Origin of the sequence: Enterobacter pseudoroggenkampii, assembly GCF_026420145.1 — a bacterium.
Lineage (GTDB): Bacteria > Pseudomonadota > Gammaproteobacteria > Enterobacterales > Enterobacteriaceae > Enterobacter > Enterobacter pseudoroggenkampii.
Window position 1 is genome coordinate 270,623 of record NZ_JAPMLV010000002.1, and the last position, 25,626, is coordinate 296,248.

Genomic DNA, 25,626 nt, shown 5'->3' on the forward strand with positions numbered 1-25,626 from the left:
CACGCGCGAGGATCTGGCACGATCGCTCCAGCATTAATCAATACCTCCTCACAACGAACCCTGACCCTTTTTTCTTTACATAAAAAACCAGGTCTTACTATGGATACTAAAAAACTACTTAAGCACGTGCCCTGGGCCTTACTCGGGATCCTCGGCGCTTTTTGTCTGGCGGTTGTCGCATTACGCCGGGGCGAACACGTAAGCGCCCTGTGGATCGTGGTCGCGTCCGTTTCCGTCTATCTTGTTGCTTATCGCTACTACAGCTTGTACATCGCGCAGAAGGTTATGAAGCTCGACCCGACGCGCGCCACTCCGGCGGTCATTAACAATGACGGCCTGAACTACGTGCCAACCAACCGCTACGTGCTGTTTGGTCACCACTTTGCCGCTATCGCCGGTGCAGGCCCGCTGGTGGGCCCGGTGCTGGCCGCGCAGATGGGCTACCTGCCGGGTACCCTGTGGCTGCTCGCCGGCGTGGTGCTGGCGGGTGCGGTGCAAGACTTTATGGTGCTGTTTATCTCTTCTCGCCGTAACGGCGCCTCTCTGGGTGAGATGGTCAAAGAAGAGATGGGCCGCGTGCCGGGGACTATCGCCCTGTTCGGCTGCTTCCTGATTATGATCATCATCCTCGCGGTGCTGGCCCTGATCGTGGTGAAAGCGCTGGCCGAAAGCCCGTGGGGTGTCTTCACCGTCTGCTCAACCGTGCCGATTGCGCTGTTCATGGGTATCTACATGCGCTTCCTGCGTCCGGGACGCGTGGGTGAGGTGTCGGTGATTGGTATCGTGCTGCTGGTGGCCTCCATCTACTTCGGCGGCGTGATTGCGCACGACCCGTACTGGGGTCCGGCGCTGACCTTCAAGGACACCACCATTACCTTCGCGCTGATTGGCTATGCGTTTATCTCCGCGCTGCTGCCGGTCTGGCTGATTCTGGCCCCGCGCGACTACCTGGCGACCTTCCTGAAAATCGGCGTTATCGTCGGTCTGGCGATCGGCATCCTGCTGATCAACCCGGATCTGAAAATGCCTGCGGTAACGCAGTACATCGACGGTACCGGCCCGCTGTGGAAAGGCGCCCTGTTCCCGTTCCTGTTCATCACCATTGCCTGCGGTGCGGTCTCCGGCTTCCACGCCCTGATCTCCTCCGGTACTACGCCTAAGCTGCTGGCGAACGAGAAAGACGCGCGTCTGATCGGCTACGGCGCGATGCTGATGGAGTCCTTCGTGGCGATCATGGCGCTGGTTGCCGCGTCCATCATCGAACCGGGTCTGTACTTCGCGATGAACACCCCGCCGGCGGGTCTCGGCATCACCATGCCAAACCTGCACGAGATGGGCGGTGACAACGCGGCGCTGATTATGGCGCAGCTGAAAGACGCCAGCGCACACGCGGCGGCGACCGTCAGCTCCTGGGGCTTCGTGATTTCGCCTGAGCAGATCATGCAGACCGCGAAAGACATCGGCGAACCGTCCGTGCTGAACCGCGCAGGTGGCGCTCCTACACTGGCTGTCGGTATCGCACACGTGTTCCACAAAGTGCTGCCGTGGGCGGACATGGGCTTCTGGTACCACTTCGGTATTCTGTTCGAAGCGCTGTTCATCCTGACCGCGCTGGACGCCGGTACCCGTGCGGGCCGCTTCATGCTGCAGGATTTGCTCGGTAACTTCGTGCCGTTCCTGAAGAAAACCGACTCTCTGGTAGCGGGCATCCTGGGTACGGCGGGCTGCGTCGGCCTGTGGGGCTACCTGCTGTATCAGGGCGTTGTCGACCCACTGGGCGGCGTGAAGAGCCTGTGGCCGCTGTTCGGTATCTCTAACCAGATGCTGGCTGCCGTGGCGCTGGTGCTCGGTACCGTGGTACTGGTGAAGATGAAGCGCACTAAATACATCTGGGTCACCGTGGTTCCTGCGCTGTGGCTGCTGCTCTGCACCACCTGGGCGCTTGGCCTGAAGCTGTTCAGCGCCAACCCGCAGCTGGAAGGCTTCTTCTTCATGGCTAACCAGTACAAAGAGAAGATTGCCGCAGGCGGCGCGGATCTGACCGCGCAACAGATTGCCAACATGAACCATATCGTGGTGAACAACTACACCAACGCGGGTCTGAGCATTCTGTTCCTGGTGGTGGTGTACAGCATTATCTTCTACGGCATCAAAACCTGGTTGAAAGTGCGTAACGCTGAAGGCCGTACGGATAAAGAAACCCCGTACGTGCCGGTGCCGGAAGGCGGCGTGAAGACCTCTTCACACCATTAATCCAGCATGTAACTGTAGGCCCGGATCGCTGCGCGCCACCGGGCTTTTTCTTATCAGGACAGGTTATGTTTGGTAACTTAGGCGAAGCAAAAAAATACCTCGGTCAGGCGGCGAAAATGCTGATTGGCATTCCGGACTATGACAACTACGTTGAGCATATGAAGACCAACCATCCGGATAAGCCGTACATGACCTACACCGAATTCTTCCGCGAGCGTCAGGAAGCGCGCTACGGCGGAAGTGGAGAAGGCGGCGTCCGCTGCTGCTAAAGGAGAGACCATGACCCCGATTGCCGTTACCCTGCTGACCGGTTTCCTCGGCGCCGGTAAAACCACCCTGCTGCGCCACATCCTGAATGAACAGCACGGCTTTAAAATCGCCGTCATCGAAAACGAATTTGGCGAAGCCTCCGTAGACGACCAGCTGATTGGCGATCGCGCCACGCAGATCAAAACCCTGACCAACGGCTGTATCTGCTGCACCCGCTCTAACGAGCTGGAAGACGCCCTGCTGGACCTGCTCGACAGCCGCGATCGCGGTGAAATCGACTTTGACCGCCTGGTGATCGAGTGCACCGGCATGGCCGACCCCGGCCCGATTATTCAGACCTTTTTCTCTCATGAGATCCTTTGCCAGCGCTATCTGCTGGACGGCGTCATTGCCCTGGTCGATGCGGTCCACGCCGATGAGCAGATGAATCAGTTCACCATCGCCCAGTCTCAGGTGGGCTACGCCGACCGCATCCTGCTGACCAAAACCGACGTGGCGGGCGAAAGCGTTAAGCTTCGCGAGCGCCTGACGCGCATCAACTCCCGCGCGCCGATTTACACGGTGACGCACGGCGATATCGACCTGTCTCAGCTGTTCAACACCAACGGCTTTATGCTGGAGGAGAACGTCACCGCAAAACCGCGCTTCCACTTTATGGGAGACAAGCAAAACGACGTGGCGTCGATTGTGGTGGAACTGGACTACCCGGTGGACATCAGCGAGGTTTCGCGCGTGATGGAGAACCTGCTGCTGTCGTTTGCCGACAAGCTGCTGCGCTACAAAGGGATGCTGTGGATTGACGGCGAACCCAACCGCCTGCTGTTCCAGGGCGTTCAGCGCCTGTACAGCGCCGACTGGGACAGACCGTGGGGCGATGAAGTACCGCGCAGCGTGATGGTGTTTATTGGTATACAGCTGCCGGAAGAGGAGATTCGGGCGGCGTTTGCGGGTCTGAAGAAATAGCCGCCATGCATCCCCTCTCCTCTGTGGGGCTGAGGGATCCCCACAAAATATTGCCTGCACAGACGGCCCCCTCTCCCTTGAGGGAGAGGGCGGAGGTAACATCCCTGTAAAGCCCGCCTTCTCGGCGCATCCCTGCGCCTCGCCCCGGCCTGCAGGAAACGACTCAGCGATTTACAGCCGGACCAGGTCGTCGCTATAAGCCCGTCATTTTTGTAACTACTCTCGTCGCTTTCAGTAAAAAAAATTACTGGAGATTCCTCAGTCTGTGGGGAGAGGGTAAGTAGAAAACTTATTTCACCGCCTCCGGCAGCGTCACAATCCACAGCTCGCTGTCGGACTCCGGCTTCTTCAGCGGCTTCACGCTGAGCGTGGTTTCCACCGGCTTATCATCCAGCGTCAGCTTGCCTTCCGCGTTCACCCGATAATCCTTGAGCTTTTTGCCCTCGACCGGGTTTTGCATCGCCACCTTCACGCCAAAGTCGTTATCGTTCGCCACCGCAAGCGTTTTGCTGTCGATAAGCGCCAGCCCTTCGGCCTTCTCCTGCTGCCAGCCCAGCGCGCGCAAATCGACCACCTGCGTTTTTGCTCCAAGGGTAATCCCGCGCTGCGCCAGGGTTTTCTCATCATCAAACTCCGGGTACTCGCCCGGCTTGTCAAAGGCGGAAAGATCGCTCGCCTTGCTGAGATCCACCTTGTAAATCAGGTTACGCATCCCGTCGTTTTTATCGCTTCCCTGCTCAATCAGCAGGATGTGCTGATTATCGAGCGCCACGATGTCGCCGATTTTGGCGTCGCTGTTTTTATCGTAGGCCGCGCTGTCGATGGGGTAACCGTACATCGCGGTTTTGCCGGTCGCCGGGTCGAAGCTCACCAGTCGGGTGAACAGCGCCTGCTTTTTGCTTTTACCGTCGATGTCCAGCGTGCTTTGCACGGCGGCGATAATCCGCCCGTCCGGCATTCGGGTCAGGCCTTCAAAGCCCCGGTTGGGCTGGCGCCATTTGATGATGTTTGGCAGACCGCCCGCGATGGATTTTTCGCCTTCCGCGGCCTGCGGCCCGTGGATCACCAGGATCTTGCCTTTGCTGTCGACGTTAATCAGGAACGGGCCGTACTCGTCGCACAGCCAGTAGCCGCCTTTGCCGTCCGGCGTGATGCCTTCCGTATCCAGTCCGCGGTTGTCACCCTTGAGCGTCTTTAAGGTATCGCTGAAGGCCACTTCATTGGTGGAGCCAATCACGCCGCTTTGCAGCGGCAGACCGTTAATCTCGCCTTTATCGTCATGCAGCGGGCGGGCATCAACCGCCTCCGCTTTGCCGTTCTGAACGCGGATGGTCATCAGCAGCGGCGCGAAATCTGGCGTGACAAAAATTTTGGCTTCGTTTTTACCCATTTTTGGCGCATCGGCGTTGGGACCGCGATCGGTCACGGTCGCAAACGTCAGGGCATCGCCCTGCTTGCCCGTAAACAGCAGGCCAGAGCCAATCCCCACCGGGAGCCCGTTCGGGAACGCATCGGCAAACGCGCCGCTGTATTTCACATGGGAGCCGTCAGGGAAGCTAACGACATAGCGCTCAGCGGTAGGTTGTGCCGCCAGGCCAGAGAAAGAGAGCGCACAACCGATAAGCACAGGAATAATTTTTCTTTTCATATTGTTAGCATCCAGTTAGTGAAGCCAACAACGTAAAGAATAAACGTGTCAGAAAAATGACATGGAAAGGCAACCGGCATGGGCGAGTGAACGTATATTCATTGCCCGGAAATGTAAGGTTGTGTTGTATTGTGTGACAACTGAAATATTTTTGGAAATTATTAGAAACTCAATTAATTCACCTCTAATCACTATCCCTTCTTCGTTCAGTTTATGTTTAGTCAAAAAATTAAACGGTTCCTAAACACCAAAACATCACCCGTTGACACCCCGGCGATCAAACAGCATTGCAACAACTTCTATAAAAAACTTAACAATATCAGCATAAAACAGCGATTTTTATCACATTTGCAGTCATAAACATCGCTTGTTAAGGTGCCCCCAGATGAATTTAATGACGAGGCATAAAACATGAAAAAACTGAATATCCTTCTTCTTTCTGCTCTGACCGCCCTCTCGGGTTCCGCTCTGGCAATGGGCGGCAGCATTGAGCAGGGTAAAAACTTTACCAACCTCAACCTCGAAATGGGTAAATCCTCATCCGGTCTGTATGCCGAAAGCAACTGGCTTAAAAACACCGATGACGGTACCCAGACCGGCGGCGTGGGCGCAGGCTACAACCTGGAAGTGGGCCCGGTGATGCTGAACGCAGGTGCGAAAGCTATCTACATCGGCCCGAAAAAAGGCGATAACGGCGTGGCGTTCCCAATCGGTGGCGGCGTAAACGTAGCCCTGACCGACAGCATCCACGTGTACGGTGAAGGCTACGTGGCGCCAGAAGGGCTGAACAACAGCGTGAAAAACTACGTGGAAGCCAACGGCGGCGTAAGCTGGACGCCGATCGCGCCGGTGACCCTGAAAGTGGGCTACCGCCACGTGAGCGTTGATGGCAAAGACGGTCGTCCGAACCATACGCTTATTGACGGCGCATATGTTGGCGGTGGAGTCACCTTCTGATGAAACACCGCATGACCGCGCTTTGCGTTCTGAGCCTCACGCTGATGCTCACCGGCTGCGTCCAGTACAAATGGGTGAAACCGGGCGTCAGCGACGTGGAAATGAATAAAAAGCTCACGGAATGCGAAGCGCAGGCACTGATCGACCTTCCCCCGGATAACGTGGTGACCGGTTCGAGCTCGGAAAAAACGGACAAATCGAAAAAGAAAAAGGATATTTCCACGAGCTACACGGTTGAAGACGCGAATGAATATCGCCGGGATACGCTGGTTGACAGCTGCATGTTTAAAAGCGGCTGGGACAAGATCGAAGTGCAATAATCCCCTTAAAAAAACCTGCCGGCTGGCAGGTTTTTTTATGACCTCTTACTTACGCACCACCACCAGCTTCTGGTTCACAAACTCTTTGATCCCCAGATCCGACAGCTCGCGTCCGTAACCGGAGCGCTTCACGCCGCCGAACGGCAGCTCTGGCGCGGTATCGGTAAGCCAGTTGATGTACACCATCCCGGTCTCGATCCGGGACGCCATTTTCTTCGCGCGCTCGATATCCTGGCTGAATACCGCCCCGCCCAGGCCGTAGTGGGAGTCGTTCGCCAGCGCGACCGCCTCGTCGTCGTTTTTCACCACGTATATCTGCGCCACCGGGCCGAAGAACTCTTCGAAGTACGCCGGGTTGTCGCGCGAGATGTTCGTCAGGATCGTCGGCTCGAAGAAACTCCCGTCGCGCTGCACCGGCTTGCCGCCATAGTGCAGCGTGGCGCCGCTTTTCACCGCCTCGTTAACCTGTTTGGTCAGTGTTTCAAGCGCATCTTTCGACGACAGCGGCCCCAGCGTGGTGCTTTCGTCCAGCGGATCGCCAATCTTCACCTGCTTAAACGCTTCGGTGAATTTGCTCAGGAAAGCATCCGCAATCTTTTCATGCAGGATAAAGCGCTTCGCCGCGGTGCAGACCTGCCCGGCGTTGTTGAGGCGCGCATTCACACCAATCTTCACGGCTTTGTCCAGGTCCGCATCGTCCAGCACCACGAAGACGTCGTTACCGCCCAGCTCCAGCGTGGATTTCTTAATGTGCTTCGCCGCTTGTGCGGCCACCACGCTGCCGGCTTTTTCGGAGCCGGTTAATGCGGCGCCCTGCACGCGATCGTCGGCAATGATGTTCGCCACCTGCTCGGACGAAATAAACAGGTTGGTCCACGCCCCTTCTGGTGCGCCCGCCTCGCGCACCAGATGGGCAAAGGTCTCAGCGCAGTGCGGCACAATGCTGGCATGCTTGGCGATCACCGGGTTGCCCGCCGCCAGGTTCGGCGCCAGGACGCGCATCAGCTGATAATACGGGAAGTTCCACGGCTCAACGGCCATCAGCACGCCGATGGGGTGATGCTCCACCCACGCTTCCCCAAGCTCAGAGTCGTACTTCACCGGGGCCAGGAACTGCTTCGCATTGTCGGCGTAATAGCGGGCGATCTGCGCGCACAGCTTCACCTCGCCGCGGCTCTGTTCGATGAGCTTACCCATCTCCTGGCTGGCGATTTTCGCCAGATCCTCGATGCGCTCGTCGATCAGGTCGGCAAGCTTATGCAGCACCGGCAGGCGCTGGCTGATGTCGCCTTTCGCCCAGTCCGAATGGTAAAGCGCATCGGCCGCCTTCAGGGCCGCTTCAATATCCGCGTCGGTATGTGAGGGGTATTCTTTGATGAGCTGGTTAGTGGCAGGATTTACTGTCTGATAAGCCATGTCGAATCTCCTTGTTTTACCGCTTAGGGTATTAAGGGTAGTCAACATGACTGGCTGTGGACGTAAAGTTGGGTATATCCGGAAGGTTCTTAATGAAGCGCTGCCAGACGGTTCGCTGACGTGGTATAAAAACGTCCTGAAGGAGTTCATATGACCGATACCCGACACATCCGGCAGACTTTTCACCGCGCCTCAGGCCTTGAGCTGCGCAGCACGTGGCAGAGCACGCAGGCGTATAAACGTCATTGTCACCCGCAGCTCTCCATCGGCGCGATTGTGGAAGGCCAGACCTGCTGCGTGTGTCATGACAGAGAATACATCCTTAACCCCGGGGACCTCATTGTGATCCCGGCCTATGCGCCGCACAGCTGCAACCCCGTCGCCGGGCAACCGCGCAGCTACCATATGCTCTATATCGACACCGATCTTCCTCTGGCGCTCCAGGTGATTCGCGACCGTACGCTCTTTAAGCGCTACCTTGAGATTGTTGAGACGATGTCGCCTGCCTCCGTGGACACGCTGCTTTCAGCCCTGCCCCGCCGCCTGGAAAACGCAGATGCGCTTCGCTCAACCAGTCAGCACGTGCGGCAGGCGTTTCTTGCCGACCTGGCCGCACCGCCTTCGCTTGACGAACTTGCCCAACGATTCTCGCTGCGCAAAGAGACGCTGATCCGCACCTTCCGGCAGGACACCGGCCTGACGCCGGGCAGCTTCCTCAACATCTCCCGCGTGGAGTTCGCCAAAGCGCGGCTACGTGCCGGGGATGACATCGCCGACGTGGGCTACCAGAGCGGCTTTGCCGACCAGAGCCATTTTCATAAGACCTTCGTCAGCTATACCGCCGCCACGCCGCGCCAGTACGCCACTGGCCGATCAATATCCGACAATAAATAGCGTTTGCATCACCGTAGTCTGACCTCAGATTGTTAACCGAGGTTGCTATGGAACTGTTCTTCCCTTCCGCTTTTCTCGCTCTGGCGCTGGCGCATTTTGTCGCCCTGTTAAGCCCGGGTCCGGACTTCTTCCTGCTGGTGGGCTACGCGGCGCGCTACCGACTGCGCGGCAGCGCCGGATTGTGCGTCGGCATCGCCGCGGGCAACGCGCTCTATATTGTTCTGGTCATTATCGGCTGGAGCGCGCTGCGCCAGTTTGCCTGGCTGTTTACGCTGATAGAGCTTTGCGGCGCGCTGTACCTGCTGTGGATCGGCTCGCATCTGGTACGCAGCCAACCGCAGGCGCTGAGGCTGAATGAAACCCGTCAGCGCTGCCCTTCGCTGCGAAAGCAGATCCTGCTGGGGCTCGGCTCGGCGCTGCTTAATCCGAAGAACGCGCTTTTTTATCTGGCCCTGATGACGTCGCTACTGGGGCCGAACGTGACGCTGCTTCAGCAGGTGACCTGCGGCGTCTGGATGGTGACGGTAGTGCTGGTGTGGGATCTGGCTCTGGTGTCGCTGATGGGGCTATCGGCGGTGCAACAGAAGCTCAGCCGTGCGCTGTGGCTGATAGAGCGCACGGCGGGGGTGGTGCTGATGGGGTTTGGCGGGTGGGTGCTGTGGCGGGTGATATGAAAGAATCTTATCAGCCGTTTTCTATGCCCCTAACCGATAATCCCAGTCATCCGAGTGAATAACGTTACCGTCACGGTAATGCCAGGTAATCTTTTTATAACGAAGCAAAACAAGCTCAAGATGACCCTGTTTTTCATGGTAAGTCTCTTTCACGTCATGCATTAATGAAAACACCGTGACGACCTTCACCGCTTCCAGCGTTATCGTGAAATAGATTTCTTCCTGACCGGCATCATTGATTCTGTACAGGTCGATAGTCGCTTTCCTGAACGTACCGCCCGTGCTGAGTGCTTTATAGAGAAAAACACTGGAGGCATCTATTTCTTTCTCAATAAGAAAGGGACGATGCTGGCGTTTGCTCAATGCTCTGCCATTATGCAGGTCATAATTATAGCTTACGTTATGATAGAGCCCTAAAACCTCAATCTGGTTTTCACGGTCTTTAACTTTCACGCTGCCTTTTATGTTATTACCCGCATCGTCAGTTAATGACATATATCCCGGAATGGCCATTTACATATCCTTATCGAATGGAACAGAGTGTTCAACAGTTGAGATCATAACGGCGAGACATCTTTGACCCTGCGGGGTTGTTATTTTAAACATTTCCCTGATTGAATCCACAAAGAGCTTATTACCCTCTGCTTCCGTTTCTGGATAACTGGCAAAAGCACAGATTTGTTGAATAGTGAGTAAGGGCTTATCGTCTTTTAAAATGGCTAAAACGCCTGCAGGATTATGAGGGATAGCTTCAGAAAGCGCTGCTTTTAAGTCTTCAGCCGTACTGGCGTCCACGCCCGACTCAAGAGCACTCGCGACAGCTAACCATTTCTGATTTCCTTTGCTAATCTCTGGGATAACATGATTCCACCATTCCGACTCATCGCTATCATTAGCATATAATTGTGCAACAACATGCCTGGCGCCTTTGCCGTTTATCATCTGCAAGATCTGTTCAGGAGTGTGTTTTTTGGCAAATAAACCCATCGGTAAGCACAAGAAGAATAGCGCAATAATATACTTCATTATCGCACCACCAGTATTGTATCACCCGAATCATAAATCAAATGACGCTTGTCCTGACCGTTCATAATGATGCAACCTGCTGACGCAGAACCTGGTGGCTGACCTTTTTTATCACCATGAATTTGAAAATGATCTCTACCAAAGGTATTGGTCCCCGCTATAGGCTCAAGAATAATGGCCTCAGCACTTTTATGATTATTCCACCCGGCAGTAAAATAAATACCTCTGGGAATAGGCCCTCTGTTTCGTTGACTTTCACACTCTGGCTTATCTTTCGATTCACCCGCACCGCTGTAGCAGTTAGCGACAAACACACCATTATGGCTCAATACCCCCGTCGAAACTTTATACTCCCATGTCATCGATACCGTCTCCTTTCATAAATAGTCCTTTATCTTATGGCTAACAGGAGCGTTAAAATGACTACGACGGTCACAAAACATTACGTCCGAAAATAAATAAGCACAAAAAATATAGAAAAATTAATAATAGATAATTTAGATGTATCTATTTTTTATATAGACGACATTTGTTCACACTGAGAATGCGTCTCCCCCTTACACCAGTTTTGCACTTTTGGTTCACTTGCCTCTATCCTTAACCCATGGAAAAAATAGCTGAACTCAAACGCGCCAAGCTGCTGGCGCTGGCGCTGCTGCTGGTTGCCGCCGCGGCGTTTATCACCACCCTGTTCCTGCCGCAGACCTTCTGGGTGCGCGGCGTCAAGGCCATTGCCGAGGCGGCAATGGTCGGCGCGCTGGCTGACTGGTTTGCGGTCGTCGCGCTGTTCCGCCGGGTGCCGATTCCCTTTATCTCCCGCCATACGGCGATCATCCCGCGCAATAAAGACCGGATCGGCGACAATCTCGGCCAGTTTGTGCAGGAGAAATTTCTCGATACCCAGTCGCTGGTGGCGTTGATCCGCCGCTATGAGCCCGCGCAGATGATTGGTGCCTGGTTCAGCAAGCCCGACAACGCCCAGCGCGTCGGGCTGCATCTGATGCAGGTGATGAGCGGTTTTCTCGAGCTGACCGACGACGGGCGCATTCAACGCCTGCTCAAACGCGCGGTGCATAAGGCCATCGACAAGGTCGACTTCACTGAAACCAGCGCCGTGATGCTGGAGAGCATGACCAAAAACAACCGCCATCAGGTGCTGCTGGACACCATCATCAACCGGCTGATTACCCTCATTCAGCGGGAAAGCACGCGGGAGTTTATCGCCGACCAGATCGTCCACTGGCTCAAAACCGAGCATCCGCGCAAGGCGATGGTGCTGCCCACCGAGTGGCTGGGCGATCAAAGCGCGGAGATGGTGTCAAACGCGGTGAACACGCTGCTGGACGATATCAGCCACGACCGCACGCACCAGATCCGCCAGGCGTTTGACCGCGCCACGCTGAAGCTTATCGACAACCTGAAAAACGATCCGGACATGACGGCAAAAGCCGACAACATCAAGCACTACCTGAAAAACGATGAGGCGTTTAACCGCTATCTGGGTGAGATGTGGGCCGACCTGCGCCAGTGGCTGAAGGCGGACATGCAGAGTGAGGACTCGCGCGTGAAGCAGCGCATCGCCAACGCCGGGCTTTGGTTCGGTGAAACGCTGACGAACGATGCGAACCTGCAGGCCTCGCTGAACGAGCATCTGGAGCAGGCCGCGCACCGCCTCGCGCCGGATTTTGCCGCGTTCCTGACACGCCACATCAGCGACACGGTGAAAAGCTGGGATGCCAAAGACATGTCCCGCCAGATTGAGCTGAACATTGGCAAGGATCTGCAGTTTATCCGCGTCAACGGCACCCTGGTGGGCGGGACGATTGGCCTGATCCTGTTTTTACTCTCGCAAATCCCGACGCTTATCCATTGAGCGTCCTGAGGATCAGCGCCTTCATGCTGGAAATAGCGGCATTGGCGGAGGCGCTTCCCTGATGCAGCGCTATTCCCAACTCTCCTGTATCTGGCAACAGGCGGCTGTCGACCTGTAACGTCTCGGGCAGGCCAATACGCGTGCGGAGCGTAATACCCAGCCCCGCGCTGACGCCCGCCCACAGTCCGCTCAGGCTATAGCTGGTAAAAGCGATACGCCAGGGAATACCTGCGGCATCCAGCGCTGCGATAGCCCGGCTTCGCAAGAGGCAGGGGGCGTCAAACATCACCAGCGGCAGCGGCTCACCTCGGTGCAGAAGTACCTCAATGTCCTCGCTGGACCGGCAAATCCACTTTAGCGGCTCGCTTCGCACATAGTCGCCTTCTCGTCCTTCCTGCCAGACCAGCGCCAGATCGAGTTCGTTTGCCGCCACGCCCCGCAGCAGCGGCGGGTTGCGATCGACGCGCGCGATCATGCGAAGCTCAGGGTGTTGTCTGTGAAAATCGCCGATAACCTGCGGCATCACGGATTCCCCAAAGTCCTCCTGCATACCCAGACGCACCTCGCCCTGCAGCAACTCCCCCCTGATAGCCCGGAGCGCTTCATCATTTAATGCCAGCATGCGTCGGGCGTAGCTCAGCAGAATTTCACCCTCCCGGGTCAGAGCCAGCGTACGCCCCTGCTTCACGGTGAGCGCCACGCCGCACTGCTGCTCCAGCTTTTTTAGCTGGGCGCTGACCGCAGAGGTGGACCGACACAGCCTGTACGCCGCCTCGGCAAAGCTGGTGGATTGAATACCCTCCACAAAGCTGCGCAGCGCGTCCAGGTCTAATGCTGAAAAGCGTTTATCCATATCATCCTCATTTTCAGGACATTTAGTCCTGAACATTGTGATTTTATTTATGGTGGCAGCCTGCGAGAGTGATTTCCAGACGACAGGAGGAATAAAAATGAGCACAACACTGAATCGCGACACGCTTGCGCAGGTCTCCCCTAAGCTGGCGGAACTCAGCCAGCAGGTGCTGTTTGGCGATATCTGGCAGCGTTCGCAGCTTGCTCCGCGGGATCGCAGCCTGATCACGCTTGCCGCCCTGGCCGCCCTGGGGCGTACCGCGCAGCTTCCCTGGCATATCGACTTTGCCCGACAAAACGGCGTGACGGACGACGAGATTGCCGAAGCGTTTACCCATCTGGCGTTTTACGCAGGCTGGCCGGCAGCCGTCAGCGCCCTGACCTGCCTGGCAGAGGAGAAACAATAATGCCGTTTGTTCGCATCATGACGGGTGGCCGCTATAGCGAGATGCAGAAAAAACAGATTTCGGACATTCTGCACCAGGCGCTGACGGAAACCTTCGCCGTTCCCGCGCAGGACCGGTTTCATTTTTTTGAATGCTTCGCTGCCGGGGATCGATACGTTGATCGGCACTATCTCAGCCCGGGCAGAACGGAGGGGGCAATACTGTTCAATATCGTGGCCGGTAAGCCGAGGAGCGATGAACAAAAAGCGGCGCTCTACCGCCAGTTGGCTGCGCAACTGAATGAGAAGATGGGCATCAATGGTGGGGACGTGATGGTCGTTATCCAGTTTACTGCCGCTGAAGACTGGAGCTTCAGCGGCGGCATACGCTATCAGCCCTGAATGACGTAGCGCGTCGCCTCGAAGCGGTTCAGGATCAGGTGCACCAGAAAGACCATCGTCAGCGTCGCCACCAGCGAAAAGGTGACGGAGGTGATGCGGTACAGATCGCTGAACACCAGGTCAGTGTCCGGGTGCATGTTCTGCCCGAACATAATGCCGATGGTGGTGATGCTGGAGAACCCCACGCCTGCGCCCACCTTCTCCATCACGTGGAGTCGTGCGCCAAACGCCAGCCCGAGGCCGATCAGCGGCATCATCAATAGCATATGGCTGCTGTGATCGTAGAGGATCAGCTGCACCACCAGAATATAGAGGCAGCCCAGCACCACGCCGACCACGCGCCAGATGGAGCTCATCACCGAACCGCGATAGTGCATCGGGAACAGGATTAAAATCCCCGCCATCAGCGCCGAAAGCGAATCGCTTAAGTCGCTGATCTGAAAAACGATGAATATCAGCGTCGCGACGGTACCGGAGAGCAGCGACTCGTGGCGCACGCGGGCGTCGTCTTTCTCAATCAGCGGCGGCGGCTTGCGGGGCTCCACGTCCGGCAGGAGATATTTCATCAGCGCGCTCAGGCATACCGCCATCACGCTCGCTTCGATGTTGGAAAACAGCAGCGTGTGCCAGTTGGTGGTGGGGTAGCTCATAAAGTTGAGCATCACGCTCTGGCACACCACGCCCATGGACCCGAACAAAAACAGCGGCCCTTTACTCATAAAGCGAAAGCGCATCACGTACAGGGCAAACACCACCAGCGTCATGATGACCGGCCACTGCGACAGATAGCCGATGATAATCACCATTTCAACGCAGTTTAGCGCGGCGCTGAAGATAAACTGCTTCGCCACGTGGCGGTTAAACACCGGCACCAGCGACAGCAGCATAATCGGGTAGACCACGAAAAACACGCCGTAGCTGGTGTTGTAGAAGCTGGAGATGCTGAGCGCAATCATCCCGGCAAAGACGATGCGCAGGGTCTGGCGAAAGTCGTTTGCCGTATAGACGATGTTGCCGTGCGGGGTAAACACCCGCGCCAGGGTAGTAATAGACATCGAACTAATAAACATAGTGCAGCAGGCTCACCAGGTGGATCTGCATCCCGGAGAAGAAGCGCGCAAACGGTCCTTCGCTGTTGTAGAGCTGCACGGTCGCGCGGGCGCCGGTCGGCAGATGCTTCGGCAGCGCCTCGTCCAGCGTCACGTGAATGCGCATGCGCTGAGCGTCGCGCACCCAGCGGTTGGAGGTTTCCGGCTCGGAGAGCTGGCCGTTAACCGCCTCCTGACCGGCAAGGATCCCCGCGTCGCTGCTGGTGACGTGGGCGCGGAAAACGTGCCCCGGGAAGGCGTCGAACACCACGGCGGCGTCGGTGCCCTGACGGGTATGGCGCAGGCTCTTCTCGCGGAAATCGGCCACGATGTCGGTCTGGTTGTTCACCAGAGCCAGCGCGGCTGAGCCCGAGGAGGCGTAAAAGCCCGGGCTTAACTGCAGGTTACTGACCGTGCCGTCCGCCTGGGCGTAAACCTTCGTCCAGCCAAGATTGAGTTCCGCTTCATCCAGCGCGTTGCGGTATTTTTGCAGCGTCACGTTGCGGTGCTCGTCCCGCTCGCCGCGCTGAATGCGCAGGTTCTGGATGTTGGCCTGAATTGAGCTGACGGACTGTTCGCTGTTCTGCCAGGTCGTACGGACCTTATCCAGATCTGCCTGCGAGACGTTCTGCAGCGTGCTCAGCTTCTGGTAGCGATCAAAGGTTACTTTGTCGTTACGCGCGGTCAGCACGGCGGTTTTCAGGCTGGCCTGCGCGGCGGCGATCTGCGCGTCCAACTGTTCGTTAGACAGGCGAGCCTGCTCAAGCGCGATTTGCGCAGCTTCCACCTTATTGCGAAACGGCGTGTCGTCGAGCTCAAACAGCAGATCGCCTCTCTTCACCTGGCTGTTGTTGTGGACATGTACCGCCGCAATGTAACCGGAGACGCGCGGAGACACCGGCGTCACCACGCGCATCACGGTGGAGTCCGGCGTCAGCGGGATCCAGATATCCGCGACGATAAAGTAGACAAACATCAGCAGGAAAGAGGCAATACTCACCCTTACCCAGCGGGCAAACTTTTGTTCAGGGGTCATTATTTTTCGGTCTTGTTATCTTCTTCGCGGATTGTCCGCAAATTGCAGGCGATTTGATTCAGGGTAGCGCTGAAAATGTCGAGATGTTCCGGCGCGATGTTTTGCGATACGCGCGCCTGATACGTCTCAATCACCTGAGTGAGCCTTTGTAACAGGGCTTTTCCCTCAGGCGTCAGCGTCAGAAGCCGGATGCGCTTGTCATAAGGCGATACGGCGCGCAGCAGGTATCCCTGCTTTTCCAGCTGTGTCAGGGTGCGCATCAGCGGCGGCAGTTCAATGCCCTGCACCTCCGCCAGCTCACTCATTGAGACGTTATCCCCGAGCTGATGCAGCTGCATCATCACCGTCCAGCTCGACTGGGTTAACCCGGTATCGAGAATGGCCTCGTCGATGACGGCACGCCACTGGCGCACGATCATCGCCATCCGCATGCCCATCGGCCTGCGGCAGAACAGTTCTTCTTCACTCATGGGGAAACCTCTCGTCACACGCGGTCAAGATAATAGTTATCAGGGTAAGTATCAAGAAACGAGAGGCGAAAGCGCAGGAATTGCGAAAAGGGTGTTCTCCCTCTCCCTGTGGGAGAGGGTCGGGGTGAGGGCATCAGCCCGCAGCGGCGTTTAGCGGCTAAAATGCTTCCTGAAGGCGGCCTTTCCCGACGCCGTCACCACCACCTCCCGATACCCCGCCACCCGCTGGATCCAGCCTTTATTTTCCAGATGATCGAGCAGCAACGCGCCGGCTTCTCCGCCCAGGTGAAACCGCCGCTCGCTCCAGTCCAGGCAGGCGCAGCAGGCCTTCCGGCGCGGATGCGCGCTTAACGAAATGCCGAGCGTCAGGAACTGCTCCCGGCCATAGAGTGTCAACGCTGAACCGTCAGCCTCCAGCCAGCCTTCCGCCTGCATGAAATCATAGATCTGCACCGCCACCGCGCCTGCGAGATGGTCATAGCAGGTCCGGGCTTCACGCATGGCTTTCGGCGCGGTGGTTTCCGGCGGGATAATGCGGCTCCACGAAAGCCCCATCATCTGCTCCACCAGCGCCGCCACGTCGTGCCCGGCAAGACGATAATAGCGATGCCGCCCTTGCGACAGGCAGGTTATCAGTTGCCCTTCAAGCAGCCGGGCGAGATGCCCGCTGGCGGTCGACGGTGCGACATCTGCCGCCGCGCTCAGTTCAGTGGCCGTCCACGCCCGCCCATCCATTAGCGCACAGAGCATCTTCACGCGCGACGGATCGGCCATTGCAGCCGCCACCGCGGCAATCGCCTTTTCCAGCATCGCGCTGTTGTCAGGGGGTAAATTCGTCTTAAGCATGGGCCGCCCAGGGTTCAGTGATCTCAGCGGCCAGCTTATCATTATCCGTCAGCAGAATAAGGTGATTCGCATGGTCGCTGTACTGGGCCAGGATAGACACACCGCGTGCCGCCAGCGCCGCCGCGATCTCGCCCAGCTCGCCAGGACGCTCCTGCTTAAGCTTTCTGATCACCGGCTTTCGCACCGCCTGCACGATAAACCCGGCGTCGAGCAGCACGCGTCGCGCTTTTTCCCCGTCTTCCATCAGGAAATGGGCATCTGTACCAAAAACGCCACCGCCCTCCAGCCCCACGCCGTTGCGGCCCAGCAGCTGTCCAAAGCGCGCCAGCTCACCCGGGATATCGCGAAAAATGACATGAACGTCATACATCGGCATGCCCTCCGGTTTCAGAGGTATATTCCCGCACGACCTGCGCCACCCGAATGCGGTAGTACGCAAAAATCGACTCCCGCCCTTCGGCCTGCGCCGCCTGATGAAAGACGTTCTGCTTCCAGCGGCGGACGGCCTCTTCATCCCGCCACCAGGAAAGGGAGAGGATTTTGCCGTCGGTCGTCAGGCTCTGGAACCGCTCGATATCAATAAAGCCGTCGATGTCGGCCAGCAGCGGCTTAAGTTCGGCGGCCAGCTGGAGATAGCGCGCCTGATGAGCGGGCTCGGCTTTAGCTTCGAAAAGGACTGCGATCATGATGGTCTCTCCGTTGTGATGTTGGGGAGAGAATGCAGGATGGAAAAGCACGATGCTTCGGCAAGGAGCGAAGTGTTGTGCCGGATGGCGCTGCGCTTATCCGGCCTACGGGCTCATGTAGGCCCGGTAAGCGCAGCGCCACCGGGCAGGTTTTATCCCACAATCGACCGCGGCTCCATAAACGCCCGGATCCCCCACTCGCCCATCTCGCGCCCCAAACCGGAGTGCTTAAACCCGCCGAACGGCGCCTTCGGTTCATGGGCCAGGGTGTTCACCAGCACGCGACCGGAAACAATCTGCTGCGCCACGCGTCGCGCGCGGTCCACATCGCCGCCCAGCACCATCGCGCTCAGGCCGTAGTCGGTGTCGTTGGCAATGGCGATCGCCTCCGCCTCGTCCTGATAAGGGATTACGCACAGCACCGGGCCGAAGATCTCGTCGCGGGCAACGGTCATCCAGTTGTTCACGTCGGCAAACAGCGTCGGACGCACAAACCAGCCGTCCTGCGTGCCTTCCGGCCGCCCTTCACCGCCCGCCAGCAGGCGTGCCCCCTCTTCGAGGCCTTTACGGATATAGCCCTGCACCCGCTGCCACTGCCTTTCGCTGACCATCGGGCCGACGTCAGTCGCACTGTTGCGCGGGTCGCCGGAGTTCACCGCCGCCACGGCCTGCGCCAGCCCGGTTTCGATCTCCGCCTTGAGCGAGTAAGGCACCAGAATGCGCGCCCCGGCCACGCACGCCTGCCCGCTGTTCATAAACCCGGCCTGAATCACCAGCGGGATCGCCTGCGCCAGATCCACATCATCCAGCAGGATCGTCGGCGATTTACCGCCCAACTCCAGGGTCACGCGCTTAAAGCTTTCCGCCGCGTTGCGCAGGATCGCCTTGCCGGTATTCGTGGAGCCGGTAAACGAGATTTTTGCCACGTCCGGATGGCGGCTAATGGTTTCACCTACCGTCTCGCCGCGCCCGGTGACGATGTTAAACACGCCCGGCGGCAGCGCGGCATCGCGCAGCGCTTCAGTGACAATCCGCGTTTGCAGGGCGCTCATTTCGCTCGGCTTGATCACCGCCGTGCAGCCCGCGGCGAGCGCGGCCGCCAGTTTGCCGCAGATAAACCCGGCATCGCTGTTCCACGGCGTAATCAGCCCGGCCACGCCGAGCGGCGTCATCTGCACCGTGGCTGCGCCCGCGGGGGTGACGAATTCAAACGCCTCCAGCGCCTCGATAGCCTGAGCAATCACCTCCGCCGGATAGCTGGCCATCCACGCCGAGCGCGAGGCGGGCGCGCCGTACTCTTCAATGACCGCCTCCAGCAGATCGTCGTGGCGAGCGGCCACGGCGGCGTGCATGCGCTTCAGCGCCGCGATGCGTTCCTGCTTTGTGGTCTGCGACCACGCCGGAAACGCCGCTTTCGCCGCCGCAATGGCGCGCTCTGCGTCGACCTCATCCGCCAGAAGAACCTGGCCGATGACCCGCGCCGTCGCCGGGTTGTACAAATCAAACCACTCGGTGCCGTGCGGGGTAACAAACTCGCCGTTAATAAAGATCTGTTCGATAGTGTGCATATAACCCTCCTCAGGCTGTGTGAGACCAGTCTGTCACGGCTTCTCCGTTGCGATAATCCACGCTATGCTGCAAGGGTTGTTTCGATTTTCAGGATAATCTATGCATCGTTCAGGTCTGACAGAGCTGGAAGTGGTAATGGCGGTGGTGCGGCGCGGCAGCTTTCGCGCCGCGGCGCAGGAGCTGGGGATGTCCGCCACGGCGGTAAGCAATGCCATCGCCGGACTGGAGAGCCGCCTTGAGACGCGGCTTTTCAACCGCACCACCCGCAGCGTGGCGCTCACCGACGCCGGACAGCGCTACGTGGCACGTATCGGCCCGGCCCTGCAGGAGATCCGTCTCGCCGGGGAAGAGATCCACAGCGACACCGGAGAACCCGCCGGCACGCTGCGTCTGAACGTGCCAAACCATATCGGCACCCTGTTTCTGGACCAGCTGCTGATCGACTTTATGATCCGCTACCCGAAGATGCGCGTAGAGACCGTCAGCGAAGCGCGAATGATCGACATCGTCGCGGAAGGCTATGACGCGGGGATCCGCCTTGAGGAGTCTGTGCCGCAGGACATGATTGCCGTACCGCTGACCGGGGAGATCCGCCAGCTGGTCACCGCCACGCCGGACTATTTTGCACGTCACGGCATTCCGCAGACGCCGGACGATCTGCTTTCACATCAGGGGATCGGCATGCGGATGGCCCACGGCGGGATCTACCGCTGGGAGCTGGCGCGTCGGGGTGAAACGTACGCCCTTGCCGTACCGCCGCGTTTTGCGACGTCCGATCTTTTTGCCTCGATCCGCGCCGTGAAAGCGGGGTTAGGGGTGGGATTTTTACCGGAACTGTATATCCGTGAAGAGCTTGAACGTGGAGAACTGATGAGCGTCCTAAACGACTGGGCGCAGCCGTTTGCCGGGCTGCGCCTGTACTACCCCGGCCATCGCCACGTCCCGCCGGGACTGCGGGCGCTGGTGGCGATGGTTCGCGAGCGCGGGATTATTCCAGGTTAGCCTTATTCAGCCCGTAAGCCGCGTCCAGCGCGCCGGGTTCCATGCGGGAGGTGATCCCCAGACGGTTCCAGGCGTTGATCGCCACGATGGCGAAGTTCAGCTCTGAAATCTCCACGTCCGAGAAGTGCTCCGCCACGCTGCGGTAGAGCGCATCGCTGACACCGTGAACGCCAATCTGGGTCAGCGCTTCGGTGAAGGCCAGCGCGGCTTTCTCGCGGGCGCTGAACAGCGGGGACTCGCGCCAGGCCGCCAGATGGTACAGGCGCAGCTCGCGCTCGCCGGCGATTTTCGCCTCTTTTGAGTGCATATCCAGACAGAACGTACAGCCGTTCAGCTGCGACACGCGAATGTCGATCAGGTGTTTCAGCGCCGGGTCGATGGAGGTTTTTGCTACCTCCATGCTCAGGGCAGACAGCGCGTTGGCGAGGGCAGGTGTAACTTTATGGTGGTTAACGCGAGTGCTCATGGTCTTTCCTCTTTTTGTGCGGCATGTGCCGTGCGATGAGGCAAATCTACGCCGTTCATGACATAGTAAAAAGATACAAAAAGCGTGAAATGAGGTAGGACATGAAGCCGGGCTATCACGAGATTTATTCCCGCTACCGCGACAACATCATGCGCGGCGTGCTGAAGCCGGGCGACAGGGTGCCTGCCATCCGCGTGCTGGCGGAAGAGCTGAAGGTGGCGCGTAAAACCGTCGAAACGGCGTACGCCATTCTGACGGGTGAAGGGTATCTGGTGAGCCAGGGCGCGCGCGGCACGCGGGTTAACCCGGACTTACTGCTGCCGGATAAGACTGCCCCTGCGGAGCAGCCTACCGGAGCGCTTCCGGCCTCGCTCATCAGCCAGCGCGAGCGGGCGGGGTTTCTGCGCCCCGGCATCCCTGCCCTCGACAGTTTTCCGTATAAAAAATGGCTGCTGCTGGCAGGCCAGGCGACGCGGGCTATGCGACAGGAGGAGATGCTCAACCCGCCCGTTCTGGGCTGGTATCCGCTGCGCCAGGCCATCGCCAGCTACCTCAACATCTCGCGCGGGCTCTCCTGCACCGCCGAGCAGGTGCTGATCACCAGCGGCTACAGCGGCAGCCTGCGGCTGATCCTCGATACCCTTGCCAGCCGCAGCGACAAGGTGGTGTTTGAAGATCCGGGCTATTTTATGGGCCAGCAGCTGCTCAAGCGGATCGTGCCGCGCCTGCACACCGTGCCGGTCGATCGCTGCGGCATCGACACGGACTACCTGCTGCGCCACCATCGCGACGCCCGTTTTGCCATCGTCACCCCGTCGCACCAGAGCCCGCTGGCGGTCACGCTCTCCCTGCCGCGTAAACAGCAGCTGCTCGACTGGGCCAGCCAGAACGAGGCGTGGATTATCGAAGACGATTACGACGGGGAGTTTCACTACACCCGCAAGGTGCTGCCGTCGCTGAAAAGCCTCGACCAACACGACCGGGTGATTTTTATGGGCACCTTCAGTAAAACCATCATGCCGTCGCTGCGCATGGGCTACGTGGTGATGCCCGCCAGCACCGTCGGAGCCTTTACCGACTGCGCGGACATCACCACCAGCGGCCAGCCGGTGCTGACGCAAAAGATCCTCACCGCGTTTCTCAACGAAGGGCATTTTTTCCGTCACCTGAAAAAGATGCGCGCGCTGTATCAGACCCGCCGCGACTGGATGATTGCCGCCCTGCGCGAGGTGTATGGCGATCTGTTTTTCACCGAGCAAAACGACGGTGGAATGCATATCGTGGCGTTCCTGACCAAAGGAAGCCGTGACCGGGAAGTGGCGCGCTGCTGGCAGGAACAGCAGCTCCAGGTCAATGCGCTTTCGGAGTGGTATCGCGGTTCCGGGAAGCGCTACGGGCTGGTGATGGGCTATAACAACGTGCGGTCGTATGAAGAGGCGGTGGCGCTGCTGGAAAGGCCGAAGCGGCAGACGTTTGAGCTGTTGCGCTGAACATCGCCGGGTGGCGGCTTCGCCTTACCCGGCCTACGGTTTAAATATCATTGCGGGACAACCCAACGTCCTTGAGCTGCTCGTCGCTCATCTGGCTCAATATGCGGCGGGTACGGTTGATGCGATACCAGTTGCAGATCGTTTTCCCGATCCAGACGAACACAATAAACGGACGTTTTGAACGATTCTCGTAGAATTCCATGATGCTCTCCTCACTGTGTCAGTGGGGTTATCATCCCGGAAATACACCCGTGCAATACAGATGCAAAAACACCTTTTGTTTAACATACAGATCCGCTAAAACAGTATCTGCATGGCAATTTTCGCAGCAATCTGTACTGGTTTTATAATCTGTATGGTGAAAACAAAGGATACAGCATGACACGCTACCAACATCTGGCCAATCTTCTGGCTGAACGCATTGAGCAAGGGCTGTATCGCAGCGGCGAACGTCTGCCGTCGGTGCGCACGCTGAGTCAGGAGCACGGCGTGAGCATCAGCACCATACAGCAGGCCTACCAGATCCTCGAAAACCTCCAGCTGATCACGCCTCAGCCGCGCTCCGGCTATTTTGTCTCACCGCGCAAAGCCCAGCCGCCCGTCCCGGCGATGACGCGCCCGGTGCAGCGCCCCGTGGACGTTACCCAGTGGGATGAGGTGATGATGCTGCTGGACGCCCGCGCCGACAAAGAGATGATCTCCTTTGGCGGCGGTTCGCCGGACATTAACCAGCCGAGCCTGAAGCCCCTGTGGCGCGAGATGAGCCGCATTGCGCAGCATAATCCCGGCGAGATGCTGAGCTATGACGTGCTCGACGGGCGCCTGGAGCTGCGTGAGCAGATCGCCCGCCTGATGCTCGACGGCGGCTCCACCGTCTCGGCAAGCGACATTGTCATTACCAACGGCTGCCACGGCGCGCTGTCTATCGCCCTGCTCTCGGTGTGTAAACCGGGGGATATCGTGGCGGTGGAATCTCCGTCGTTTCACGGCACCATGCAGATGCTGCGCGGGTTTGACATCAAGGCAATTGAAATTCCTACCGATCCCGAGACCGGGATCAGCATCGAAGCGTTAGAGCTGGCAATGGAGCAGTGGCCGATCAAGGCGGTGATCCTGGTGCCCAACTGCAATAATCCGCTCGGATTTATCATGCCGGAAGCGCGGAAAAAGCAGGTGCTGGCCCTCGCCCAGCGGCACGATATCGTGATTGTCGAGGATGACATTTACGGCGAGCTGGCGGCGGAGTACCCGCGCCCGCGCACCATTCATTCGATGGATATCGACGGCCGCGTGATCCTCTGCAGCTCGTTTACCAAAACCGTGGCGCCAGGCCTGCGCGTCGGCTGGATTGTGCCGGGACGCTACTACGACCGGGTGATGCACATGAAATACGCCGCGGGCGGGTTTAACGTGCCGGGAACGCAGATGGCGGTGGCGGCGTTTATTCGCGACGGGCATTACCATCGCCACGTGCGCCGTATGCGCCAGATTTATCAGCAAAATATGGAAACCTACACCTGCTGGGTGCGGCAGTATTTTCCGGCAGAGATTTGCGTCACGCGCCCACAGGGCAGCTTCCTGCTGTGGATTGAGCTGCCGGAGAAGGTCGATATGGTGTGCGTCAGCAAGCAGCTGTGCCGGCTGAAGATCCAGGCCGCGGCCGGGTCGCTGTTTTCCGCCTCCGGGAAGTACCGCAACTGCCTGCGGATCAACGTGGCGCTGCCGCCGACGGACAAAAATCGCGAGGCGCTGAAGAAGCTGGGTGAAGCGATTGTGATTGCGATGGAGGAGGGCTAGTGCGGCCTGATGCCCTCACCCCGACCCTCTCCCACAGGGAGAGGGAGAAAACCGTGCCGCACTACTCGTCGAAGTACCAGTACCCCTGGTTAATCAGCCCGGTGAGCTCCTCGACAAACGCCGGGTTTTTCAGCGCATCGCCCAGCTCGGCCTGACCGAGTTCGGTGAAGCGGCACAGCGCATCCGCCGCCTTCGCGTCAACCGTCTCCAGCTGTTCGCTGTTGATGAAGAAGCTGCCGTTGATGTTCAGCACGCGCAGGCCGCTCAGGCGAGACAGCGTTTCGCCGCCCTGCAGCGCGTCCAGCACCTCTTCCGGCGCGTACGGCGGCTCGGCGGCGGCGATATCCAGCTCGTGGCGCGGCGTGGAGACAAAGCTGCCGAACCATTTTGTGAAATCATCCGGCTTGCTAATCATGTCGATCATCATCTGACGAATGCGATCGAGCTCGTACTGCTCGACGCGGCCAGGATGTTCACGACAGGTCAGATCCGGATCGCTGTAGTGCTCACCGCCCAGATCGTTTTCCAGCGCGTAATCGGCGAAGCTGCTGATCAGATCGCGACCGTTCGGCCCGCGGAAGCCGACGGAGTAGTTAAGCGCCGTTTCATGGGTAAAACCGTCGTGCGGGAAGCCAGGCGGAATGTAGAGAATATCGCCCGGGGCCAGGTCTTCGTCAATGATCGGCTCGAACGGATCCACGTGCAGCAGCGCCGGATGCGGGCAGAACTGACGCATCGGCAGCTTGTCACCCACGCGCCAGCGGCGGCTGCCCATCCCCTGAATGATAAACACGTCGTACTGATCGATATGCGGACCCACGCCGCCGCCCGGCACGGAGAAGGAGATCATCAGATCGTCCAGACGCCAGTCCGGCAGAACGCGGAACGGACGCACCAGCTCCGCGGCGGGCATATGCCAGTGGTTCACCGCCTGCGCCAGCAGCGACCAGCCGGTTTCGCCCAGATCGTCAAAGTGCTCGAATGGGCCATTGCTGGCCTGCCATTTGCCGTTGAAATGGCTCACCAGACGGCTATCGACCTCCGGCTCCATCGCCAGCCCCGCCAGCTCGTCCGGGGTAATCGGGTCGACAAAGTTCGGGAAGGCATTTTTCAGCACGACGGGTTGTTTTTGCCAGTATTTCTCAAGAAATTCCGGCCAGTTCAGGTTCAGTTGATACGCCATGGGTAGCACCAGTAAGAGGGGAAACAGGCGCGATTATAGGCAAGAAGGCAGAGGGGGAAC

The 25,626-nt window shown here is 58.3% G+C and carries 29 protein-coding genes; 13 read left to right on the plus strand and 16 right to left on the minus strand.

Annotation, left to right across the window (positions count from 1 at the left end; genetic code table 11):
* The first annotated feature begins 99 nt into the window (after positions 1-99).
* The 3 genes from OTG14_RS14495 (at position 100) to yjiA (ending at position 3,486) form a co-directional block, all read left to right on the plus strand.
* On the plus strand, positions 100-2,253 hold the full coding sequence (locus tag OTG14_RS14495) for a carbon starvation CstA family protein (protein WP_024908297.1): 2,154 nt from the start codon (positions 100-102) through the stop codon (positions 2,251-2,253).
* 65 nt (positions 2,254-2,318) lie between these two features.
* Positions 2,319-2,522, plus strand: coding sequence for a YbdD/YjiX family protein (locus OTG14_RS14500; protein ID WP_003856610.1), 204 nt, complete (start codon positions 2,319-2,321; stop codon positions 2,520-2,522).
* A 10-nt stretch (positions 2,523-2,532) separates the two neighbouring features.
* Positions 2,533-3,486, plus strand: a complete 954-nt coding sequence (gene yjiA / locus OTG14_RS14505) for a GTPase (protein ID WP_090419174.1) — start codon at positions 2,533-2,535, stop codon at positions 3,484-3,486.
* A 289-nt stretch (positions 3,487-3,775) separates the two neighbouring features.
* On the opposite strand, the gene OTG14_RS14510 is transcribed toward yjiA, so the two are convergent.
* The gene (locus tag OTG14_RS14510; RefSeq protein ID WP_267215287.1) at positions 3,776-5,134 is read right to left on the minus strand and encodes an esterase-like activity of phytase family protein; all 1,359 of its coding nucleotides are present in this window, start codon (positions 5,132-5,134) and stop codon (positions 3,776-3,778) included.
* 411 nt (positions 5,135-5,545) lie between these two features.
* Here OTG14_RS14510 and OTG14_RS14515 point away from each other — a divergent pair, with 411 nt between their 5' ends.
* Entirely contained in the window at positions 5,546-6,091 is a 546-nt protein-coding gene (locus OTG14_RS14515; RefSeq protein WP_047746519.1) for a YfaZ family outer membrane protein, read from the plus strand.
* Positions 6,091-6,411: a hypothetical protein gene (locus OTG14_RS14520; RefSeq protein ID WP_048992924.1), complete on the plus strand. Its 321-nt coding sequence runs from the start codon at positions 6,091-6,093 to the stop codon at positions 6,409-6,411. Before OTG14_RS14515 ends, OTG14_RS14520 begins: the two co-directional genes overlap by 1 nt.
* 45 nt (positions 6,412-6,456) lie before the next feature.
* Here the strand turns inward: OTG14_RS14520 and OTG14_RS14525 are convergent, their stop codons facing one another.
* The gene (locus tag OTG14_RS14525; RefSeq protein WP_267215288.1) at positions 6,457-7,827 is read right to left on the minus strand and encodes an NAD-dependent succinate-semialdehyde dehydrogenase; all 1,371 of its coding nucleotides are present in this window, start codon (positions 7,825-7,827) and stop codon (positions 6,457-6,459) included.
* A 150-nt stretch (positions 7,828-7,977) separates the two neighbouring features.
* On the opposite strand from OTG14_RS14525, the gene OTG14_RS14530 reads away from it, so the two are divergent.
* Together OTG14_RS14530 and OTG14_RS14535 are read left to right on the plus strand one after the other, a co-directional pair.
* Positions 7,978-8,721 carry a helix-turn-helix domain-containing protein gene (locus OTG14_RS14530; RefSeq protein ID WP_032649933.1) on the plus strand — a complete coding sequence of 248 codons (744 nt, stop codon included), beginning with the start codon at positions 7,978-7,980 and terminating at the stop codon, positions 8,719-8,721.
* A 47-nt stretch (positions 8,722-8,768) separates the two neighbouring features.
* Positions 8,769-9,395: a LysE family translocator gene (locus OTG14_RS14535; protein ID WP_248272785.1), complete on the plus strand. Its 627-nt coding sequence runs from the start codon at positions 8,769-8,771 to the stop codon at positions 9,393-9,395.
* A gap of 21 nt (positions 9,396-9,416) precedes the next feature.
* On the opposite strand, the gene tssD is transcribed toward OTG14_RS14535, so the two are convergent.
* The 3 genes from tssD to OTG14_RS14550 are packed head-to-tail and all read right to left on the minus strand — an operon-like array spanning position 9,417 to position 10,783.
* On the minus strand, positions 9,417-9,908 hold the full coding sequence (tssD, locus tag OTG14_RS14540) for a type VI secretion system tube protein TssD (RefSeq protein ID WP_024908304.1): 492 nt from the start codon (positions 9,906-9,908) through the stop codon (positions 9,417-9,419).
* On the minus strand, positions 9,909-10,421 hold the full coding sequence (locus tag OTG14_RS14545; RefSeq protein WP_267215289.1) for a hypothetical protein: 513 nt from the start codon (positions 10,419-10,421) through the stop codon (positions 9,909-9,911).
* The gene (locus OTG14_RS14550) at positions 10,421-10,783 is read right to left on the minus strand and encodes a tlde1 domain-containing protein (RefSeq protein WP_090419189.1); all 363 of its coding nucleotides are present in this window, start codon (positions 10,781-10,783) and stop codon (positions 10,421-10,423) included. Before OTG14_RS14550 ends, OTG14_RS14545 begins: the two co-directional genes overlap by 1 nt.
* A gap of 242 nt (positions 10,784-11,025) precedes the next feature.
* Here OTG14_RS14550 and OTG14_RS14555 point away from each other — a divergent pair, with 242 nt between their 5' ends.
* A complete protein-coding gene (locus tag OTG14_RS14555) occupies positions 11,026-12,294 on the plus strand; it encodes a DUF445 domain-containing protein (protein WP_267215290.1) in 1,269 nt (422 codons plus the stop codon).
* On the opposite strand, the gene OTG14_RS14560 is transcribed toward OTG14_RS14555, so the two are convergent.
* A complete protein-coding gene (locus OTG14_RS14560) occupies positions 12,284-13,147 on the minus strand; it encodes a LysR substrate-binding domain-containing protein (protein ID WP_267215291.1) in 864 nt (287 codons plus the stop codon). The genes OTG14_RS14555 and OTG14_RS14560 overlap by 11 nt on opposite strands.
* A 97-nt stretch (positions 13,148-13,244) precedes the next feature.
* On the opposite strand from OTG14_RS14560, the gene OTG14_RS14565 reads away from it, so the two are divergent.
* Together OTG14_RS14565 and OTG14_RS14570 are read left to right on the plus strand one after the other, a co-directional pair.
* Positions 13,245-13,553 carry a carboxymuconolactone decarboxylase family protein gene (locus OTG14_RS14565; RefSeq protein ID WP_061716019.1) on the plus strand — a complete coding sequence of 103 codons (309 nt, stop codon included), beginning with the start codon at positions 13,245-13,247 and terminating at the stop codon, positions 13,551-13,553.
* On the plus strand, positions 13,553-13,933 hold the full coding sequence (locus OTG14_RS14570; protein WP_061716020.1) for a tautomerase family protein: 381 nt from the start codon (positions 13,553-13,555) through the stop codon (positions 13,931-13,933). The genes OTG14_RS14565 and OTG14_RS14570 overlap by 1 nt, the downstream gene beginning before the upstream one ends.
* On the opposite strand, the gene OTG14_RS14575 is transcribed toward OTG14_RS14570, so the two are convergent.
* From OTG14_RS14575 to OTG14_RS14605, 7 genes are all read right to left on the minus strand, one after another.
* Complete coding sequence (locus OTG14_RS14575) at positions 13,924-14,988, minus strand: DUF2955 domain-containing protein (RefSeq protein WP_267215292.1); 1,065 nt, start codon at positions 14,986-14,988, stop codon at positions 13,924-13,926. The two genes, OTG14_RS14570 and OTG14_RS14575, sit on opposite strands and share 10 nt — an antisense overlap.
* 4 nt (positions 14,989-14,992) lie before the next feature.
* A complete protein-coding gene (locus OTG14_RS14580; RefSeq protein ID WP_267215337.1) occupies positions 14,993-16,060 on the minus strand; it encodes an HlyD family secretion protein in 1,068 nt (355 codons plus the stop codon).
* Positions 16,057-16,527: a MarR family winged helix-turn-helix transcriptional regulator gene (locus OTG14_RS14585; RefSeq protein ID WP_024908312.1), complete on the minus strand. Its 471-nt coding sequence runs from the start codon at positions 16,525-16,527 to the stop codon at positions 16,057-16,059. Before OTG14_RS14585 ends, OTG14_RS14580 begins: the two co-directional genes overlap by 4 nt.
* A 150-nt stretch (positions 16,528-16,677) precedes the next feature.
* Positions 16,678-17,373: an ArsR/SmtB family transcription factor gene (locus OTG14_RS14590; protein ID WP_267215293.1), complete on the minus strand. Its 696-nt coding sequence runs from the start codon at positions 17,371-17,373 to the stop codon at positions 16,678-16,680.
* A complete protein-coding gene (locus tag OTG14_RS14595) occupies positions 17,366-17,743 on the minus strand; it encodes an amino acid-binding protein (protein WP_208763481.1) in 378 nt (125 codons plus the stop codon). Before OTG14_RS14595 ends, OTG14_RS14590 begins: the two co-directional genes overlap by 8 nt.
* A complete protein-coding gene (locus OTG14_RS14600) occupies positions 17,736-18,059 on the minus strand; it encodes an antibiotic biosynthesis monooxygenase family protein (protein ID WP_126545533.1) in 324 nt (107 codons plus the stop codon). The genes OTG14_RS14595 and OTG14_RS14600 overlap by 8 nt, the downstream gene beginning before the upstream one ends.
* Before the next feature lie 152 nt (positions 18,060-18,211).
* Positions 18,212-19,627, minus strand: a complete 1,416-nt coding sequence (locus OTG14_RS14605) for an aldehyde dehydrogenase family protein (RefSeq protein WP_267215294.1) — start codon at positions 19,625-19,627, stop codon at positions 18,212-18,214.
* Between the two features lie 100 nt (positions 19,628-19,727).
* Here OTG14_RS14605 and OTG14_RS14610 point away from each other — a divergent pair, with 100 nt between their 5' ends.
* On the plus strand, positions 19,728-20,630 hold the full coding sequence (locus OTG14_RS14610; RefSeq protein ID WP_048992906.1) for a LysR family transcriptional regulator: 903 nt from the start codon (positions 19,728-19,730) through the stop codon (positions 20,628-20,630).
* Here OTG14_RS14610 and OTG14_RS14615 read toward each other — a convergent pair.
* Positions 20,617-21,096, minus strand: a complete 480-nt coding sequence (locus tag OTG14_RS14615) for a carboxymuconolactone decarboxylase family protein (protein WP_024909883.1) — start codon at positions 21,094-21,096, stop codon at positions 20,617-20,619. The genes OTG14_RS14610 and OTG14_RS14615 overlap by 14 nt on opposite strands.
* A gap of 101 nt (positions 21,097-21,197) precedes the next feature.
* On the opposite strand from OTG14_RS14615, the gene pdxR reads away from it, so the two are divergent.
* The gene (gene pdxR, locus OTG14_RS14620; protein ID WP_267215295.1) at positions 21,198-22,586 is read left to right on the plus strand and encodes a MocR-like pyridoxine biosynthesis transcription factor PdxR; all 1,389 of its coding nucleotides are present in this window, start codon (positions 21,198-21,200) and stop codon (positions 22,584-22,586) included.
* Between the two features lie 40 nt (positions 22,587-22,626).
* On the opposite strand, the gene OTG14_RS14625 is transcribed toward pdxR, so the two are convergent.
* The gene (locus OTG14_RS14625; protein ID WP_032645487.1) at positions 22,627-22,788 is read right to left on the minus strand and encodes a DUF1127 domain-containing protein; all 162 of its coding nucleotides are present in this window, start codon (positions 22,786-22,788) and stop codon (positions 22,627-22,629) included.
* Positions 22,789-22,964: 176 nt separating this feature from the next.
* Between OTG14_RS14625 and OTG14_RS14630 the strand changes: the two genes are divergently transcribed.
* Positions 22,965-24,383 (plus strand): aminotransferase-like domain-containing protein, encoded by a 1,419-nt coding sequence (locus OTG14_RS14630; protein WP_024909502.1) that lies wholly within the window; start codon positions 22,965-22,967, stop codon positions 24,381-24,383.
* 61 nt (positions 24,384-24,444) lie between these two features.
* Here the strand turns inward: OTG14_RS14630 and OTG14_RS14635 are convergent, their stop codons facing one another.
* Positions 24,445-25,566: a ribosomal protein uL16 3-hydroxylase gene (locus OTG14_RS14635; protein ID WP_061716027.1), complete on the minus strand. Its 1,122-nt coding sequence runs from the start codon at positions 25,564-25,566 to the stop codon at positions 24,445-24,447.
* Positions 25,567-25,626: the final 60 nt, after the last annotated feature.